The following is a 17,083-nucleotide window of genomic DNA, read 5'->3' as shown; positions in this document are numbered from 1 at the left end:
CCTCGGTCTTGGTTGACACGGTCGTGTACGCCGCCCACCTTTCGCGTCGTCATGCGCCACTCGCGCAGCCGTAGCCTGAGCGCGCCCGGGAGCCGCCTGGACGCGCCGGCTACTCGAATCCGTGGAGGGGGACGATGAACGCTCAGCGCTTCACTGAACAGAACCTACGACGACTGGGCCTGCTCTGTGCCCTCGGGGCCATGCTGGCTGTCAGCGCCATTCCATCCACCGCCGTTGCATCCCAAAACACCGTTGCATCCCAAACCGAGTGGAAGACCGACTGTCCTGGCAAGCCCACGATCGTCCTCGTGCACGGAGCGTTCGCCGATGCATCCAGCTGGGCCGACGTGATCAAGCGGCTGCAGAAACAGGGCTACACGGTCTACGCGTTTGCAAACCCCATACGCAGTATTGCCGGTGATGCGGAGTACCTGCGGTACTTCCTGAGTACCCTCACCGGTCCCATCGTCCTGGTCGGCCACTCCTACGGCGGAGCCGTCATCACGAACGCGGCCACCGGGAACCCGAATGTGAAAGCGCTCGTGTACATCGCCGCGTACGCACTCGACGAGGGTGAGACTCCCACGGAGGCCAACGCTCTCGGCGGCGGCCATTCCGAGCTCGGCGAGCACCTCATCTTGCGCCCGTTCCCTGGGGGCGGGACCACGGACGCCGACACATACGTCGACCCCGCCTTCTTCCGTGAGCTCTTCGCCGCCGATCTCCCCGCGAAGGACGTGGCGGTGATAGCCGCCAGCCAGCGCCCGGCCGCCGCTTCCGTCTTCGTGGAGCCATCCGGCACGCCGGCATGGAAGGCCATTCCGTCCTGGTACCTGGTCGCCAAGGACGACCACGCCATCCCGCCCGAGGCCGAGCGCTTCATGGCCAGGCGCGCTGGCGCTCATACCGTCGAAATCTGCAGCTCACACGTTGCGATGGTCAGCCACCCAGGAACGGTCACGGAGCTGATCCTCGAAGCGACCGGCTGCCGTTGACGACCCGCGAGGCCGCGCCACTGAAAAGCGCCGTCCGTCCAGGCGCGATGGAGTGAGGAGTGGACCATGACGACGAAACAAGCACCCATCCATTCTGGCTTTGGCGAACGGACGACGGCGCGCGAGGTGCTCGGCAACCGCAGGCTCGATGGCACCATCGCCGTGGTGACGGGCGGGTACGCGGGCGTCGGGCTGGAAACCACGCGCGTGCTCTCGGCCGCCGGCGCGACGGTCATCGTTCCCGCGCGGACGCCCGACAAAGCACGCGCGGTGTTGGCGGGAATGGCGCGCGTGGAGCTCGAGCGCCTCGACTTGTTCGCGCCGGCATCCATTGATGCCTTCGCGGAGCGGTTCCTCGCGTCCGGCCGCCCCCTCCACATGCTCGTGAACAACGCGGGCATCATGGCCACTCCGCTCGTGAGGGATGCTCGCGGCTTCGAGTCCCAGCTCGCGACCAACCACCTCGGCCACTTCCAGCTCACGGCACGGCTCTGGCCCGCGCTGCGAAAGGCGAACGGTGCGCGCGTGGTCTGCCTGTCGTCACGAGGGCACCGCCGCGCCGCGATCGACTTCGAGGATCCGCACTTCGAGCGGCGCCCCTACGACAAATGGATCGCCTACGGTCAGTCCAAGACGGCCACCGCACTCTTCGCGCTCGGACTGGACGTCCGCGGCGAGCCGCATCACATCCGTGCGTTCTCGGTGCACCCCGGGGCCATCCTGACGGAGCTGGTGCGGTCGCTGTCGGGCGAGGAGCTGCGTGCCATTGGCTCCGCGAGCACAGGGGACTTCTACAAGACTCCGGAGCAGGGCGCGGCCACGAGCGTCTGGTGCGCGACGAGCCCCCAGCTCGACGGCATGGGCGGTGTGTATTGCGAGGACGTGGATATCGCCGAAGCGGTGCCCGCCGATTTTCCCGAGCCACGGGGCGTGAGGCCATGGGCGAGGGACCCGAAACTGGCCGAGCGCCTCTGGACGAAGAGCGAGGAGTGGGCCGGCGTGAAGCTCACCCCGTGAGCAGGGGGACGGGCACGAGGGTTTCTCCATGCCTCGCGCCCGCTCCTCGCGGCCGGTGCTCTTATCCAGGAGCGCCCGGCCGCTCGGCCTAGCGCAGGGACCTGAACGCCGCGCGGATCTCGGAGGCGAACAGGTCCGGCACTTCCCACGCTGCGAAGTGGCCGCCCTTGTCGACGCGGTTGTAATAAATGAGTTTGTGATAGGCCCGCTCGGTCCAGCTTCGGGGCGCCTGATAGATTTCGCCGGGAAAGACCGTCACGGCAGCAGGGATGGAGATGTTGACAGCGTTGAAGTTGTTGGCGTTGTTCTCCCAGTAGAGCCGCGCGGAAGACGTCCCGGTGTTCGTGAGCCAGTAGAGCGTGATGTCGTCGAGCATCTCGTCTCGCGTGAGGGCCCGCTCCGGCTCGCCGCCGGAAAACGTCCAGTCGGCGAACTTGTCGTAGAACCAGGCCGCGAGGCCGACGGGCGAATCCGCCAGGCTGTAGCCCAGGGTTTGCGGGCGGGTCACCATGATGCCGGAATAGCCAGAGCCCTTCGTGTACAAGGCATTGAGTTGTTCGTACGCAGTCTTCTCCTCAGCGGACAGCCCTGGCGGCGGCGGCTCGCCACACTGGAGGGCCCTCGCAATCTCCGGTGGCACGGTCGCGGGCATGTTGACATGGATTCCCAGCAGTCCCGGTGGCGCCTGACGCGCCATGACATCCGAGACGACCGACCCCCAATCGCCGCCTTGCGAAACGTAGCGCGTGTAGCCCAGGCGCTTCATCAGCACGTCCCAGGCGCGCGCGGTGCGGTCGGGACCCCAGCCCGTTCCCTGTGGCTTGCCCGAGAAGCCATAGCCGGGCAGTGAGGGCAGAACGAGATCGAAGGCGTCCTCCGCGCGTCCTCCATGGGCCGTGGGGTCGGTGAGCGGACCAATGACCTTCACGAGCTCGAGGAGCGAGCCGGGCCAGCCATGGGTCATGATCAGCGGCAGGGCGTTCGGATGACGCGAGCGGATGTGCACGAAATGAATGTCGAGTCCGTCTATCTTCGTCACGAACTGCGGCAGGGCATTCAGCTTCGCCTCCACCTTCCGCCAGTCGTAGTCTGTCGCCCAGTAACGTACGAGTTCCTGCATCTTCGCCAGCTGCACGCCCTGGGAACGGTCGGTGACCGTCTCCCGATCCGGCCACCGTGTCGCCTCCAGGCGTCGGCGGAGGTCGACGAGCGCCGCCTCCGGAATATGGATGCGGAAGGGGCGGATGGCGGTGTCTTCGGTCGCCGCGGACGTGCTCATACTCCCGCCTGAGCCATTCGCGGGTGCGGTGCCGGTGCCCGGGGCCTGGCCGCCGGAGGCCTGAGCATAGGCGGCGGCCGAACGGGTGTAGTGGCAGCCGAGGCCGGCGAGCAGGACGAGGACAATGGCGCCCGCGGCGGCCGGGCTGGTACCCAGGCTGCGCCGTGCGAGCGATGACGATGCTGTGGGCATGAGCATTCTCCTGGTGGAACGAGGCGCCTGGCCGGAGGCGAATGGGTTTCTCTCGGGGCGGAGCCGGAAGCGGGGGCGTGAGGGGAGCGCTGAAGCTGACAGGGCGTACATTCATCCAGGGGGGGCGGCCCCACCACTGGACGAGGGGGCTCAGTGGATGTCCGGTATCCGTCAGCGCGGCTCCTTCGCGGTGGCTGCGTCCGCGATGATTTTCGCGACCTCAGCGGGGCGAGAGACCGCGACGGCGTGCGACGCTCCCATGAACTACCGTCCGTTACAGCTTGTGCGCACCGCGCAGGATCTCGGCCGCTCGCTCGCCGATGATCACACAGGGCGCCATGGTGTTACCCGTGGTGATACGCGGCATGACAGACCCATCCGCGATCCGCAGGTGCTCGATTCCGTAGACCGCGAGGTTGCCGTCGACCACGGACATGGAATCCTGGCCCATCTTGGCCGTACAGCTCTCGTGCCAGTAGCTCGTGGCGGCGTTGCGGATGAAGTCTTCGAGGTCGGCCCCGGTCAGGTTTCCTGGCATGACTTCGCGCCTGGCAAATGGACGAAGTGCAGCCGAGTTGCCAACTTCGCGGCACAGCTCCACGCAGGCGAGCGCGGCCTTCAGATCGTCCGGGTGCTCGAACGTGTTGGCCTCGATCCGAACCGGGTCGAGCGGGCCGGGCCCCGTCAGGCGGACGGAACCGCAGCTCTTCGGCCGTAGGACGCCGCCGAACATGGTCCAGCCAGCCGCGGGCAGCTGGAATCGGGCCGCATTCTCCGCGCTCGACTTGGGAACTTCCGCGACGCAAACCTGCAAGTCTGGGCTGCTCAGGCCGGCACGACTCCTCCCGAAGAAGGTCGCCTCGCACATGGTGTTGCGCGGCGGCAGCGCGTCCCGATATTCCCAGACACAGTCGAACGCAACGTGGTCTTGAAAGTTCTGACCGACGCCCGGCAGGTGCTGCACGACGGGGATGCCGAGTCGCTGCAACTCGGCCCGATCGCCGATCCCGGATTGCATCAGCACCTTCGGCGTATTGATCGCGCCGAGCGATAGCACCACCTCGAGCCCGGCGCCCACGCGCTGGGTCTTGCCGTCACGCAAGAACTCGACGGCCGTGACTCGCTTCCCTTCGAAGAGCAAGCGCGTGACGAGTGCGTGCGTGAGCACGGTCAGGTTCGGCCGGTCCATGTACGGAAAGGCATACGAACGGAAGACGGATTGGCGCTTTCCAGCGCGCGCGCGCACGTCGACGATGGCGGCGCCGTCGGCGCTCTCCATCATGCGGCCATTCTGATTCTCGAACGTCGGAATCCCCACCGACCGCGCTCCCTCGAGCGTGGCTGGAGCGATCGGGTTGGGGTCAGGCGCGGGCTCGACGTAGACGGGGCCTCCCGTGCCGCGATACCGCGGATCCGGGACGCCATGCCAGTCTTCGAGGCGGTGATAGAGCTTCAATATCGATTCGTAGTTCCATGCCGGGTCTCCCGCCTCCGACGCGAAGAAATCCCAGTCCGTCCTGTGCCCACGCGCCCAGACCATGACGTTGATGCTCGAGCCGCCGCCCAGGACCTTGCCCATGGAGAAAGGGATTGAGCGCCCGTTGAGTCTCGGGTTCGGTTGGTCCTGGAAGCTCCAGTCACGCTCGCTCCCCACGTTGAAGGGCCACTGGAGCGCGTCGGTCACGGCCGGGACATCGTCGTCGCCCCCCGCCTCGAGCAGCAGAACGCTGACGTCAGGGCTCTCGGCGAGACGACGCGCGACGACCGACCCAGAAGAGCCTGAGCCGCAGACGATGAAGTCGTACCGCGGCTTCAGCGGAGTGCTGAGCCTGCGCTGATTGATGCGAACGCGCTCGGCGAAGTCGGGTGGAGCGGCGCCTGTTGCGTCCGTCGCGGAGTTCGTCGGCATCTCACGCCTCCCTTCAGGATGAGGATAGCGCCGAGCAAGCCCGCGGCCACGAGGCACAGGGGCCGCGGGATGCGAGACGTTACCTCACTGCGCTCACTTGACCGGCACGACGAGCGGCTTCCCTTTTTCGACGATATACGTGGCGAGCTCCGCCGCATTGCCGCTGCCGACGTTCTTCACCGCGTGGATCGTTCCGGCCGGGATGAACAAGACCTCGCCGGCCTTGAGCATCACCGGCGGTTTGCCCTCGAGCTGATACTCCAACGAGCCTTCGATGACATAGACGATCTCTTCGCCCGGATGGCTGTGCTTGGGGGCCACCACTGCGGGGGCAATATCGACGCGCACTTGAACCACCTCGCGTCCAGGGACGCTCAGATCGTGCCGCTGGAGCTCAGTGCGCTTGGTTCCCGGCTGCTGCGCCTGCGCCACGTGCAGCGCCAAAGCGCTTACGACGCTCAGCACCGCTACCGCCATGGAGCGAGTCGTCTTCATGTGGAACCTCCTCTTGTCCTCAAATTGAAACCTGCTCACTGTGCCGGGAAGTGCACTCAAGGCGGTAACGGAGTTCGGCCGCGAACAGCTCCGGGTGCTCCCACGCCCCGAAGTAGCCGCCCCTGTCGGCTTCGTGGAAGCGCGACATTCCTGGCGACCCTCCGCCGCTCAAGCGCTGAGCCGCGAGTAGTCGAGCCGGCCCCCCGAGGAGTTGGGCGGCGCGAAGGTCGTCCTCGCCACCGTCACCCACGGCCCGGCGATGAGCACGACGGTCAGCGGCCTCGCCCCGCACGGGCGACTGATGGTCCTCGGCGCCGCCGACACCCTTCATCTGCCCTACGCGCTCAGGTGCGGCGATGCCAGTTCATCCGTCCAGGAGCGGCAAACCGGGCAGCACCTTGTCGAGCGTGATGGGAAAATCGCGCACGCGAACCCCGGTGGCGTTGAACACCGCATTCGCAATCGCCGCTCCGGCTCCGCAGATACCCAACTCACCAAGGCCCTTCACGCCGAGCACGTTCGCCTTGTCGTCGAACCCGTCCAGCACGATTGCGTCGAGCTGGGGAATGTCGGCGTGCACCGGTACCAGGTATTCAGCGAGATCCCGATTCACGAAGGCACCGGAACGCGTGTCGACCACGGCTTGCTCGTGCAAGGCCGCGCTCACTCCCCAGCTCATCGCACCAATCAACTGTGAGCGCGCCGTCTTGGCGTTCAGGATGCGGCCTGCCGAGAACACGCCCAGCATTCGCCGCAGCCGGATCTCTCCCGTGTCGGCGTCGACGCCGACTTCGGCGAAGTGGGCGCCGTAGGTGTGTATCGAGTGCGCAAGGTAGTTCGGATCATCCCTCATCGAGCCGATCTCGCCTTCGGCCTCCAGCCCTTCAGGATGGTTCCGCGCGAGGAGTTCGGTCAGAGCCTCGGAGGCGCCGCCGATGGTCAGGCAGCCGCCCGAGAACACCGCCCCCGCGGGGTCCAGGCCGTGCAACGGGGAGCGAGGATCATTCCGCGCGGAGACTCGCAGCTGGTCGCGCAGGACTTCACAGGCCCGGTGGGTCGCGACGCTCGAGTTACCGGCGCCCCAGGAGCCTCCGGAGCCGCTGCTGACCGGAAACCCCGAACGCCCAAGCTCCACCTGCACGCGGTCGATCGGCAGACCGAGTCTCTCGGCGGCGACCTGCGTCAGGATCGTATAGGTGCCGGTCCCGATGTCGGTCATGTCCGTGCAGACGGCGGCGGTTCCGTTCGGAGCCAGCCGGACCTTCACCTTCGTCTGTCCCTGGAAGTGCATGCGGATGGCCGCCGCCATTCCGTAACCGACCAGCCACCGGCCGTCGCGCCGGCTCGCCGGTCGAGTTGGACGGTGCTCCCAACCAAATCTCCGAGCCCCTTCGCGCATGCACTCGACCAGCCGGCGATCGGAGAACGGAACGCCTCGCTCGGGATCGAGGGTGGGCTCGTTCCGGATCCGCAGCTCGATGGGATCCATGGCGAGAGCATCAGCGAGCTCATCCATTGCCGACTCGACCGCCAACAGACCCGGGGCTTCGCCAGGGGCGCGGACGTCCTCCGCGGGCTGAAAATCGACCGGCGTCAGCCGATGGCGGGTCACCCGGTGGGGCGCGGCGTACAGACTTCGAGTCGTGATGGCGGTCTGCTCCGTGTACTCCTCGACTGGACTGGTGCTCATGTTCACCTCGTGCGCGATCGCGACCAATCGGCCGTCCCGATCCGCGCCCAGACGAACCCGCTGACTCGACGTGGGGCGCATGCCAACGAGATGAAAGATCTGCTGCCGCGTCATCGCGACCTTGACCGGCTGTTTCAACTGCCGGGCCGCGAGTGCCGCCAGGATGGTTTCGGAATGGATGCCCAGCTTGGAACCGAACCCCCCGCCGATGAACGGACTGACGACGTGGACCCGTTGTGAGTCGATCTGGAGCGTGCTGGCGAGCGCGGTACGGGCCGCATCGACGACCTGGGTACAGACGTAGACCGTCAGCTCATCGCCACGCCATGCCGCCACGCAGGCGTGGGGTTCCAACGGTTGGGAGAAGACATACGGCGTCGTGTAGTGCTGATCGACTTTGACCGCGGCGGCATTGAACGCGGAGTCGAAGTCGCCCACCGCGGTGTCGGTTGGCCAGAGGCCCCTCACGTTCTTGGGGGCGTATGCCTGCTCCTGACGCGCGGCGAAGTCGTAGTGTCCCGGCTCGAGGGCGTAGTCGACTTTCACGAACTTCGCCGCCGCTCGGGCCTGCTCGAAGGTCTCGGCCACGACGAGAGCCACCGGCTCGCCGTAGTGATGGAGGTCGGGTCCGCTCAGCGTCGGACGGGCGCGCGCGTAGGACGAGAACAGGGTCGTATCGGGGCGGCCTTGTGGCGGCGCATTCCGATACGTCATCACCAAGCGTACCCCGGAGGAGCGCTCGGCGCGGGAGGTGTCGATTCGAGCAATGCGGCCCCGGCCGATCGTCGCACCGACGATGAATCCATACAACGGTTGGCCAACGTCCCATTGCTCGTAGGCGTAGGTGGCCCGGCCCGTCACCTTCAACGGGCCGTCGACGCGGTTGATGGGCTGTCCGATCATCGTCATCTGGGCTCCTCACCCCGCGGATACGGCGTGCTCCAGGGTGCGGCAGAGCGTCCGCCTGGCGAGATCGATCTTGAAATCGTTGTGCCCCCGGCCCACGGCGTGCGCCATGGCTGCGTCGGCGGCGGCCCGGAAGGTGGCCATGGTGGCCGGGCGGCCCGTCAGGGCGGCCTCTGCCTCCCCCGAGCGCCAGGGCTTATGCGCCACCCCACCGAACGCCACCCGGGCCGAGGTGATCGTCCCCCGGTCCGTCGCGACGATGGCCGCCACGGATACCAGCGCGAACGCGTACGAAGCGCGATCACGCACCTTGCGGTAGATCTGCCGGCCCGGCGGCGCGGGCGGCAGGCTCACTGCCGTGATCATCTCCCCCGGCCCGAGTACGGTCTCGATGTGCGGCGTGTCACCCGGCAGGCGGTGGAACTCGCCGAGCGCGACCCGGCGAACGGTCTGGTCCGTCCCGAGAATCTCGATCTGGGCCTCCAGCGCGACCAGTGCGACGGCCATGTCCGAGGGGTGGGTGGCGATGCAGCATTCGCTCGCGCCGAGGATGGCGTGCCCCCGGTTGAAACCGCCGATTGCCGCGCAGCCCGAGCCCGGAGCCCGCTTATTGCAGTCCGCGTCCGTGTCATAGAAATACGGGCAACGGGTGCGCTGCAGGAGGTTGCCGCCGATGGATGCCTTGTTGCGCAGTTGTCCTGTGGCGCCAGAGACCAGCGACTCGGTCACCGCCGGGTAACGGGTACGCACGCGGTGGTCGGCGGCCACGTCGGAGTTCGTCGCCTGGGCGCCGATCCGCAGTCCGCCGTCCGGCAGTTCTTCGATGTCCTTGAAGGGAAGCCGGCTGATGTCGACCAGATGGGTCGGCTGCTCGATCCCGAGCTTCATCAGATCGAGCAGATTGGTGCCGCCGCTGATGAACTTCGCGCCGGCCCGGGAGGCCGCGGCTACCGCAGTCCGTGGGTCCGTTGCTCGCTCGTAGGTGAAGGGCCTCATCCCTGGGTTCCTCCCGAAGCATCGCGAATGGCGGCGAGGATGTTGGGATAGGCGGCGCACCGGCAGAGGTTGCCGCTCATCCGCTCGCGTATCTCCGCGTCGGTCAACGCGATCCGCGGACTCGCCACGTCGGCGGTGACATGGCTGGGCCAACCCGCCCTCACCTCGGCGAGCATGCCGATGGCCGAACAGATCTGGCCGGGAGTGCAATAGCCGCATTGGAACCCGTCACGCTCGACGAAGGCGGCTTGCATGGGATGAAGGGCGCCCGGCGAGCCCAGCCCTTCGATCGTCACGATGGCGTCGTCCTCGTGCATGACAGCGAGGGTCAGGCACGAGTTGATGCGCCGGCCATTGATCATCACAGTGCAGGCACCGCACTGCCCGTGGTCGCAGCCTTTCTTGGTGCCCGTCAGGTGGAGATGTTCGCGCAGGGCGTCGAGCAGGGATGTACGAGGGTCGAGCCGGAGCGTCCGGCGACTTCCGTTGATGTCCAACTGCACCGGAATGCTCGCTGTCTCTTCGACGGCATCGGGGGCGTTTGACTGCTCGGAGGTCGGCGGCATCGGACCTCTCTACCGCCAGGCTCCGCAGTGCAGCCATGGTCCCGTGGGGCGATCGAGATGCATACGATGAACACGACCCGCTCCGAAGCTCAAAGGCCGAGGAGGAATGGACACTCCACCTCCAGCGCTCCACCTCAGTGCGCTTGATTCCCGGCTGCTGCGCCTGCGCCACGTGCAGCGCCAAAGCGCTTACGACGCTCGGCACCGCGACCGCCATGAATCAAGTCGTCTTCATGTGGAACCCCCGACGAGCCACCGCCGATGACGATGATGTCGTAGCCACTGCTCATGACGGCAGCGGATTGCCCGCCTGCTCGCGGGCGATGTACTCGGCGTACCAGTTGGGCCAGTCCGCATCTCGCTGGCCGGTCCGCTTCTCGTGCTCGCTGTGCGCGGCCTCCGCACGGCGGAGCGCGCTCGCGAGCTCCGTCGGCGAGGTGAATGTCGTGTCGTTCGCGTCCACGCGTCCCGGCAATCGCACGGTGACCTCCTGAAGCAGCCAGCCGTTGCCGTCGGGATCACTGAACGAGGCGAACGAGGCGTAACTTCGTCGCTGCGGATCCAGGCCGCCGAGACGACCTTCCCTGCCGGCGTGGTGGAACACACCGCCGGCGTCGTGGAACGTTTCGCTCACCCCGACTCCGCGATCGACGAGCTCGGCGCGCGCGGCCTCGATGTCGGACACGATGAGATGGAGTCCCTGTGCCGAGCCCGGCACGGCCGACGTGATTCCTTTGCCGAAGATGATCGAGCACGGCGAGCCTGGCGGCGTGAACTGGATGACCCGAAACCCGTCATCCCTGACGAAGTCGGCGTCGAGCCTCCAACCCAGGTTGCCATAGAAGCGCTTGGCGCGATCGACGTCCGAAACTGGGATGACGACGACCTCGAGCTTCAGGTCGGCCCTCTGCGCTCTCGGGGTCTCCATGACAGCTTCGCTGCGCACTTGAGGACTGCTCATGTCTGGCTCCTCGGCGTCTGGTGGCTCGAGCTTGGCGCCATGCGCCCAGGCGCGGAAAGACTCGTCCCTTGACTCCCCTCACGGAGAACTACCGCGACCGCGCACCCATTCCCTCGGTTTGGACAGAAGAGATCAAGTCGACGAGTTCATGGGTGGTCACAATGGCACTGGCGTAGTTCGGGATATTGACGTCGAGAGCGGCGTGCATCTCCTCGTCTGAGTAATCCGCCGTCGCGTCTCTTACCAGCGTGACCTCGTAGCCGAGCTCAGCGGCAAACCGCACGGTCGCTTCGATGCAGGTATGTGCGATGAGTCCAACGACGACGAGTTGATGGATGCCGTGCCTCTTGAGCTGCAAATCCAAATCTGTGTTGGCGAAGCCACTGGAACACCAATGCTCCGTGGCGACAATCTCGCCTGGCCTGGGCTCAAACCCGGGATGGAGCTCGCCACCCCACTTGCCGTATTCGAAGGTCTTTCGCACCCACGCTGCCTTCTGAATGGGCGCAATGTACTTCCAGGTCTCGTAGTCGCCCGGACGGTATCGACGATGCAGTACATAGAATACCCGCAACTTCGCATTCCGCGCGGCATTCAGAACCTGCAGCATATGAGGAACGCAGTCATTCGCTTCTGCAACAGCCCGAATGCGGTCCCATACCTTGCCTCCCTCGGAAATAAAGTCGTTATACGGATCGACCACCAGAAGCGCGGTGATCTCCTTGTCATATATGTGTCTTGCCATGATGCCCCCTCATTTGGGGCGAATTCAGTCGAAGTGCTGGTCTCGAAAGCACTCAGGGGCTGGTGGCCTCGCGCATCACGCTCCGTGCCGCCAGGGAGTCCGCCATGAGGGCGAGCCCTCGGCTGAGCAGGCTCACCCCCACGACGGTGCCCACGGCCCAGATGGTGGAGTTTGGCCACTGGGCCGTGATGAAGGAGCCCAGCACCATGCTGACGATGCCGTCGACGCAGTCCCAGCCCCAGCGAGGATAGCGGTCCATCAGCGAGGCGATGGTGCGGAACAGGCCGGTGGCGAAGAAGTAGCCGGCCAGCATGAGTGTCAGCGCCGCCAACCCCGCGTCGGGCCGGGTCAGCACCAGCACTCCAACGACGATGGAGAGCACTCCTCCCAGCAGGTAGAGGAGGAAGGGTCCGGTCTTCCGGACGCCAAAGGCGTGGACGATCTCCCCAATGCCCATGCAGACCAGCAGCGCCCCATAGAAGAAGGTCGTGGCCAGGCTGGCGATCCCCACGGAGATCAGCGCAAAGCAACCGAGCAGGCTGATCAGCAGGCCCACGATGAAGGGGCCTCCCCAGATACTCGAACCAAGCCGCGTCCCTCGCGGCGAACTCACGTTGGAACCCGGTGTGCCGATGGCCATGCCACTCCTCCCTGAGAGTGTACGCTCCTGCACTTCGAAGCTGGGGACTGTTCGCAGGGGCGACAAGATCGCAGACGTCATGCCCCCAGCCTGCGGCTACGGCGCGCGCGGCTCGACTCACATGCACGACGTGGGCTGCTCCTGCACGCTGCTGGAGCGGATGCGGTCCGCATGCTCATTCAGCTCCTTCCAGGTGTTTTCGTACTGCTGTCGCAGCTGCCCCCAGTCCTCGTCGCTGGCGCCCACCATGCGCTTGAGCACCTGGCCAGTGGTGTCGCCCTCGTGCCGGGGTCGGGCGCGCACCTGCCGTGGGAGGCCCAGGTGCTCCAGAATCGCGCGCCCCCTCACACTTCCTTCACGTACGCTTCCGCGCCGCGCACGCTGCGGAACCCGCTTCCTTCACATCGGCCTCTCGGAGCCTCAAAAAGCACGAAAGGCGACCTCCGTCAGGAGATCGCCCTCGGGCACAGCCACCGCGTGAGCGGCGCGCTGCTTCAGTCGGCCGAGTTCTCGCCGAAGGTCTTCAGCGACTTGCGCTGCAGCTGGCGGCTGGCGGTCTGGCCCGTGTTGGACACGTCCTCGTTACCCGCGAGGGCCTCGGCGGAGGCGCCGAACAGCTTGCGGATGTTGTTGCCGAACAGGGTGATGACGCCGATGGCCGCGATGGCGATCAGGGCCACGATGATGATGTACTCGGTCATACCCTGACCACGACGGCGGGCCAGCTTCTTCAGGTTCTTCTTGTTGGCGTTCATGTGATTGCTCCGGGGGGTGGTGGGTGACGGATGACTACCCGCGACGATGTGTAAGGTACCCGCCTCCCTGGTCGTCCTCCATCCGTCATCGGGAGGATGATCGCACTTCCCTGGGATTTCGCGGACCTGGCGCCTGGCGGGCCTCCGTGGGAGCCCCAAACGTCTCCTGGCGGACAAACGGGCGCCCGACAGGGCCGTTCCAGGGGTGGCCAGGGCGCCAAGTATCGGATTCTAAAGGGAAACCACATCCCATGTGGGGGGACATCCGGGATGGCGACCCGTTATCTTTCGCACCTGCCCATGAACCTCCACCTGCTGCAAGCCGTCCAGCTCTCATGGTCACCCCAGCTGCGAGTGACTCGCGCCGAAGGGGACTGTGAGAGCGTGCTGCACCGTCCGGCCTCGGAAGTGATGGATCGCCCGCTGCACGTGGTGCTGGGAACCACCGCCGACAAGGCCCGCGAGCTGGACGCCCTGGCGCGCCAGGACTCCCGGACGGCGGAGTTCTTCTATGCCGCGCTCGGCTCGGGAGATGCGGTGCCGTTGCGGCTGACGCTCGGGCTGGACGAAGGCGAGCCCAGCGCCGCGGTGGTGGACCTGCGTGCCCTGCTGGCCGGAGCACCTCCCCTGCAGCTCTCCGGGCTCGCCTCGCAGCTGAGCCATGAGCTGCGCAACCCGCTCAGCTCGGTGAAGATGGCGGTGCAGACGCTGGCGCGCAACACGGGCCTGTCGGAGAGGGATCAGCGCCGGCTGACCATCGCCAACCGGGAGATCCGCACCATGGAGCGGATGCTGTGGCTGCTGTCCGAGTACGGCCGGGACAGCTCGCCCAACCTGGAGCCGCATGCGCCTCGCACGCTGGTGCAGGAGGCCATGGCCATGGTGGCCCCGGAGCTGACCGAGCGCCGCGTGGAGGTGCGCGTGGACGAGGCACCGGACGTGCCGAGGGTGAAGGTGGACGCGGGCAGGCTGCGGCCGGTGCTCGCCCAGGCGCTGCTCAACGTGGCCATGGGGCTGGCGGAGGGGGGCAACGTGGAGGTGTCCATCCGCCAGGGCCCCCAGGGACGGGTGCTGATGCTGCTGAAGGATCCCTCCGGCGCCCTGCCCGACGAGGAACGCGACTCGCTCTTCGAGCCCTTCGAGTGCCGCCTGGCGCGGGGGGCGGGACTGACTCTGGCGGCCTTGCGCCGCGTACTGGTGCACCAGGGGGGCGATGTGTCCGCCGAGACAGGCCCTGAGACGGCCGCGGTGCTCACGCTCACCTTTGCCGCCTGAGGAACATGGAGACGCTTCTCATCGTCGACGACGATCTCTCGCTGCTCGAGTCCTTGAAGATGCACTTCGAGGACATCGAACACGACGGGGCTCCGCGCTACCAGGTGGTGACGGCCACCAGCGCCGCCGGGGCCCTGCGGATCGCCCAGGAGGTCATGCCCAGCGTCGTCATCCTCGACATGAAGCTGCCGGACCGCACGGGCCTGGACATCATCGAGGAGATGAAGAGCCTGTGCGGGGACGCGCGCATCATCCTCGTGACGGCCTTCCATGACATGGAGACCACCATCCGGGCCATGAAGGCCGGGGCTTTCGACTACATCCACAAGCCCTTCCCCGACCTGGCGGCCCTGGACATCGTGGTGGCGCGCGCCCTGGAGTACCGGCAGCTGTCGCGCCGCGCGGCCACCGTGAGCGTGGAGAGCGCGGCGGCGCGCCTGGGCGACATCGTCGGCACCAGCCCCCTCATCCAACAGCTCGTCAAGGAGATTGGAAAGGTGGCCGCCAGCCGCGCCACCGTCCTCATCAACGGCGAGAGCGGCACGGGCAAGGAGCTCATCGCCCGCGTCATCCACAACTACTCCTACGACGAGCCCAAGCCCTTCATCGGCATCAACTGCTCGGCCATCGTGGACACGCTGCTGGAGAGCGAGCTGTTCGGCCACGAGAAGGGGGCCTTCACCGGCGCCAACGCCGTCAAGCCCGGCAAGTTCGAGCTGGCCGAGGACGGCACCATCTTCCTGGATGAGATCGGCGACATGTCGCTGATGCTCCAGGCCAAGCTGCTGCGCGTGCTCCAGGAGCGCGAGTTCGAGCGCGTGGGCGGCGTCAAGCGCATCAAACTGCGCGCCCGCGTCATCGCCGCCACCCACCGCCACCTCTCCGACGAGGTGGCCGCCGGGCGCTTCCGCGAGGACCTCTACCAGCGCCTCAAGGTGATTACGCTCCAGCTGCCCGCCCTGCGCGAGCGGCGCGAGGACATCCCCCTGCTGGTGCAGCACCTGCTCGAGCGCATCAACGAGAAGGTGCACAAGCGCGTCACCCGGGTGCCCCCCGAGGTGCTCGACCACCTCACGCGCCTGCCCTGGCGGGGCAACGTGCGCGAGTTGGAGAACGTGCTGACGCGCGCGGTGGTGCTCGCCCCGGGCGAGGTGCTGCTGTCGGAGAACCTCCCCGCCCTGGAGCCCGCGTTTCCCGAGCCCGGCCAGCCCATCAACGGCCAGCCCACCAATGGCCACCACGTCAACGGCACCCACGGCCCCAGCGGCCCCCTCCTGCCCAACTTCCTGGTCGCCCCCATCGATGACCCCAGCCGCATCCCCACCCTCGAGGAAGCGGAACGGATGCTCATCGAGCTGACCATGAACGTGACCAAGGGCCACAAGGGGAAGACGTGCCAGATCCTCGGCATCAGTCGTCCCACCCTGGAGCGCAAGCTCCAGAAGTACGGCGTCCGACAAGATCAGCAGCAGTAGGCGCCGAAGGCCGCGTTTCGGACACTGTCACACGTCCGACAACTCCCCGCCCGGATTGAACGAATCGTTCAACTTGATCAGACTGTTTGAACGTTCTGTTTCAGGTTTCGGACACTCGGAAGGTGAGAAACAGGGGCTGTAGCGCCAAGTAGCCGTCATTCCAGGGTTTTTCATGACTCGGTAAAAGCGTTGGCGTTGGCACAAAGCTTGGAAAGGGACTGTTCCGTCCGCAGCACAGCAACCCAACTTCCAACCGCCTGCAGGAGTGCCCGCCATGCACGGTTTCAATCGCCCCCTCGGTCCCATCGGCTCCAACGTCGTCGCCCCCATCCAGACCACCAGCTCCGGCATGCTGGTCACGGCGAACAAGCTGATCCCCGGCCAGGAGGCCATCGACTTCAAGGGCTACTTCAAGGTCGAGTCCTTCCCGCACAACTCCGTCATCTACCGCCCTGGTGACACCACGGACCGCGTCTATCTGCTCAAGACGGGCCGCGTGCGGCTGATGCGGCTGGGCAAGAACAGCTCGCGCTCGGTGGTGAGCATCCTTCGCCCGGGCGACCTGTTCGGCGAGCTCTTCCGCCCCGAGGGCACGCCTGTGGAGGAGATGGCGATCGCCTCCGGTGAGGCCGAGGTGTGGAGCATCGAGGGCCGCGACTTCCGCGCGCAGCTCGAGGCCCGGCCGGCCCTGGCGGTGGACGTGGTGCGCGCCTACGCCGAGCGCGTGCGTGCCCTGCGCAAGCGGGTGCTGGGCCTGACCTTCAAGGAAGTGCCGGCCCGGCTGGCGGACACCCTGCTGACGCTGGCCGAGGCCCATGGCGAGCGCTGCCCGCACGGCGGCGAGACGGACCTGCGTGGCATCACCCAGCAGGACCTGGCGGACCTGGTGGGCGCCTCGCGCTCGTTCGTGTCCACGCTCATCAACGAGATGAAGCGCGACGGCGTGCTGGGCAACGTGGGCCGCATCCTCTGCATCCGCGACCAGAAGGCGCTGCGGAAGATCGCCTCCAAGGAGAAGTGACCCGGATGTGAGACGGGCGCCCTCCCTCTCCGACGGGAGAGGGACTGGGGGTGGGGGTGCTCGCTGCCGAGTCCATGAGGTGAGCACCCGAAGTGCCGCCCCCACGTGTCCCGGTTGACGGGCACGACACCCGAGAGCCCCGGCCGCCACCCATTCCACGGGTCTG

Annotated in this window: 16 protein-coding genes; 5 read left to right on the top strand and 11 right to left on the bottom strand. The window is 66.6% G+C overall.

What is annotated here, in order from left to right:
- The first annotated feature begins 134 nt into the window (after window positions 1-134).
- Entirely contained in the window at window positions 135-995 is an 861-nt protein-coding gene (locus tag DAT35_RS37945; protein WP_108074155.1) for an alpha/beta fold hydrolase, read from the top strand.
- A gap of 66 nt (window positions 996-1,061) precedes the next feature.
- Window positions 1,062-2,012 carry an oxidoreductase gene (locus DAT35_RS37940; protein ID WP_108074154.1) on the top strand — a complete coding sequence of 317 codons (951 nt, stop codon included), beginning with the start codon at window positions 1,062-1,064 and terminating at the stop codon, window positions 2,010-2,012.
- 88 nt (window positions 2,013-2,100) lie between these two features.
- Here the strand turns inward: DAT35_RS37940 and DAT35_RS37935 are convergent, their stop codons facing one another.
- From DAT35_RS37935 to DAT35_RS37880, 11 genes are all read right to left on the bottom strand, one after another.
- Window positions 2,101-3,483 (bottom strand): epoxide hydrolase family protein, encoded by a 1,383-nt coding sequence (locus DAT35_RS37935; RefSeq protein ID WP_108074153.1) that lies wholly within the window; start codon window positions 3,481-3,483, stop codon window positions 2,101-2,103.
- Between the two features lie 274 nt (window positions 3,484-3,757).
- On the bottom strand, window positions 3,758-5,392 hold the full coding sequence (locus DAT35_RS37930; protein ID WP_108074152.1) for a GMC family oxidoreductase: 1,635 nt from the start codon (window positions 5,390-5,392) through the stop codon (window positions 3,758-3,760).
- A gap of 93 nt (window positions 5,393-5,485) precedes the next feature.
- A complete protein-coding gene (locus tag DAT35_RS37925; protein ID WP_108074151.1) occupies window positions 5,486-5,887 on the bottom strand; it encodes a cupin domain-containing protein in 402 nt (133 codons plus the stop codon).
- 364 nt (window positions 5,888-6,251) lie between these two features.
- Window positions 6,252-8,486 carry a xanthine dehydrogenase family protein molybdopterin-binding subunit gene (locus DAT35_RS37915; RefSeq protein ID WP_199243114.1) on the bottom strand — a complete coding sequence of 745 codons (2,235 nt, stop codon included), beginning with the start codon at window positions 8,484-8,486 and terminating at the stop codon, window positions 6,252-6,254.
- Window positions 8,487-8,495: 9 nt separating this feature from the next.
- Window positions 8,496-9,479, bottom strand: a complete 984-nt coding sequence (locus DAT35_RS37910) for a xanthine dehydrogenase family protein subunit M (protein ID WP_108074149.1) — start codon at window positions 9,477-9,479, stop codon at window positions 8,496-8,498.
- On the bottom strand, window positions 9,476-10,045 hold the full coding sequence (locus tag DAT35_RS37905) for a 2Fe-2S iron-sulfur cluster-binding protein (RefSeq protein WP_108074148.1): 570 nt from the start codon (window positions 10,043-10,045) through the stop codon (window positions 9,476-9,478). Before DAT35_RS37905 ends, DAT35_RS37910 begins: the two co-directional genes overlap by 4 nt.
- A gap of 286 nt (window positions 10,046-10,331) precedes the next feature.
- Entirely contained in the window at window positions 10,332-11,006 is a 675-nt protein-coding gene (locus DAT35_RS37900; RefSeq protein WP_108074147.1) for a VOC family protein, read from the bottom strand.
- Window positions 11,007-11,094: 88 nt separating this feature from the next.
- On the bottom strand, window positions 11,095-11,751 hold the full coding sequence (locus DAT35_RS37895) for an isochorismatase family cysteine hydrolase (RefSeq protein WP_108074146.1): 657 nt from the start codon (window positions 11,749-11,751) through the stop codon (window positions 11,095-11,097).
- Window positions 11,752-11,803: 52 nt separating this feature from the next.
- A complete protein-coding gene (locus DAT35_RS37890; protein ID WP_108074145.1) occupies window positions 11,804-12,391 on the bottom strand; it encodes an HdeD family acid-resistance protein in 588 nt (195 codons plus the stop codon).
- A 117-nt stretch (window positions 12,392-12,508) separates the two neighbouring features.
- Window positions 12,509-12,739, bottom strand: a complete 231-nt coding sequence (locus DAT35_RS37885; RefSeq protein ID WP_108074144.1) for a hypothetical protein — start codon at window positions 12,737-12,739, stop codon at window positions 12,509-12,511.
- A 146-nt stretch (window positions 12,740-12,885) separates the two neighbouring features.
- A complete protein-coding gene (locus DAT35_RS37880; RefSeq protein ID WP_108074143.1) occupies window positions 12,886-13,146 on the bottom strand; it encodes a hypothetical protein in 261 nt (86 codons plus the stop codon).
- Window positions 13,147-13,416: 270 nt separating this feature from the next.
- Between DAT35_RS37880 and DAT35_RS37875 the strand changes: the two genes are divergently transcribed.
- From DAT35_RS37875 to mrpC, 3 genes are all read left to right on the top strand, one after another.
- Window positions 13,417-14,421: a sensor histidine kinase KdpD gene (locus DAT35_RS37875; RefSeq protein WP_233261955.1), complete on the top strand. Its 1,005-nt coding sequence runs from the start codon at window positions 13,417-13,419 to the stop codon at window positions 14,419-14,421.
- Window positions 14,422-14,426: 5 nt separating this feature from the next.
- Window positions 14,427-15,896 (top strand): sigma-54 dependent transcriptional regulator, encoded by a 1,470-nt coding sequence (locus DAT35_RS37870; RefSeq protein ID WP_108074141.1) that lies wholly within the window; start codon window positions 14,427-14,429, stop codon window positions 15,894-15,896.
- Window positions 15,897-16,170: 274 nt separating this feature from the next.
- The gene (gene mrpC / locus DAT35_RS37865) at window positions 16,171-16,917 is read left to right on the top strand and encodes a Crp/Fnr family transcriptional regulator MrpC (protein ID WP_108074140.1); all 747 of its coding nucleotides are present in this window, start codon (window positions 16,171-16,173) and stop codon (window positions 16,915-16,917) included.
- Window positions 16,918-17,083: the final 166 nt, after the last annotated feature.

This window comes from Vitiosangium sp. GDMCC 1.1324 (assembly GCF_003044305.1).
Taxonomy (GTDB): Bacteria; Myxococcota; Myxococcia; order Myxococcales; family Myxococcaceae; genus Archangium.
The sequence above is the reverse complement of the archived record's forward strand: the minus strand, read 5'-3'. Positions and strand labels throughout refer to the sequence as shown.

Coding starts and splice junctions, on each gene's coding strand:
- DAT35_RS37945 (WP_108074155.1), top strand. CDS start 135: ATGAACGCTCAGCGCTTCACTGAACAGAACCTACGACGACTGGGCCTG.
- DAT35_RS37940 (WP_108074154.1), top strand. CDS start 1,062: ATGACGACGAAACAAGCACCCATCCATTCTGGCTTTGGCGAACGGACG.
- DAT35_RS37935 (WP_108074153.1), bottom strand. CDS start 3,483: ATGCCCACAGCATCGTCATCGCTCGCACGGCGCAGCCTGGGTACCAGC.
- DAT35_RS37930 (WP_108074152.1), bottom strand. CDS start 5,392: ATGCCGACGAACTCCGCGACGGACGCAACAGGCGCCGCTCCACCCGAC.
- DAT35_RS37925 (WP_108074151.1), bottom strand. CDS start 5,887: ATGAAGACGACTCGCTCCATGGCGGTAGCGGTGCTGAGCGTCGTAAGC.
- DAT35_RS37915 (WP_199243114.1), bottom strand. CDS start 8,486: ATGACGATGATCGGACAGCCCATCAACCGCGTCGACGGCCCGTTGAAG.
- DAT35_RS37910 (WP_108074149.1), bottom strand. CDS start 9,479: ATGAGGCCCTTCACCTACGAGCGAGCAACGGACCCACGGACTGCGGTA.
- DAT35_RS37905 (WP_108074148.1), bottom strand. CDS start 10,045: ATGCCGCCGACCTCCGAGCAGTCAAACGCCCCCGATGCCGTCGAAGAG.
- DAT35_RS37900 (WP_108074147.1), bottom strand. CDS start 11,006: ATGAGCAGTCCTCAAGTGCGCAGCGAAGCTGTCATGGAGACCCCGAGA.
- DAT35_RS37895 (WP_108074146.1), bottom strand. CDS start 11,751: ATGGCAAGACACATATATGACAAGGAGATCACCGCGCTTCTGGTGGTC.
- DAT35_RS37890 (WP_108074145.1), bottom strand. CDS start 12,391: ATGGCCATCGGCACACCGGGTTCCAACGTGAGTTCGCCGCGAGGGACG.
- DAT35_RS37880 (WP_108074143.1), bottom strand. CDS start 13,146: ATGAACGCCAACAAGAAGAACCTGAAGAAGCTGGCCCGCCGTCGTGGT.
- DAT35_RS37875 (WP_233261955.1), top strand. CDS start 13,417: ATGGCGACCCGTTATCTTTCGCACCTGCCCATGAACCTCCACCTGCTG.
- DAT35_RS37870 (WP_108074141.1), top strand. CDS start 14,427: ATGGAGACGCTTCTCATCGTCGACGACGATCTCTCGCTGCTCGAGTCC.
- mrpC (WP_108074140.1), top strand. CDS start 16,171: ATGCACGGTTTCAATCGCCCCCTCGGTCCCATCGGCTCCAACGTCGTC.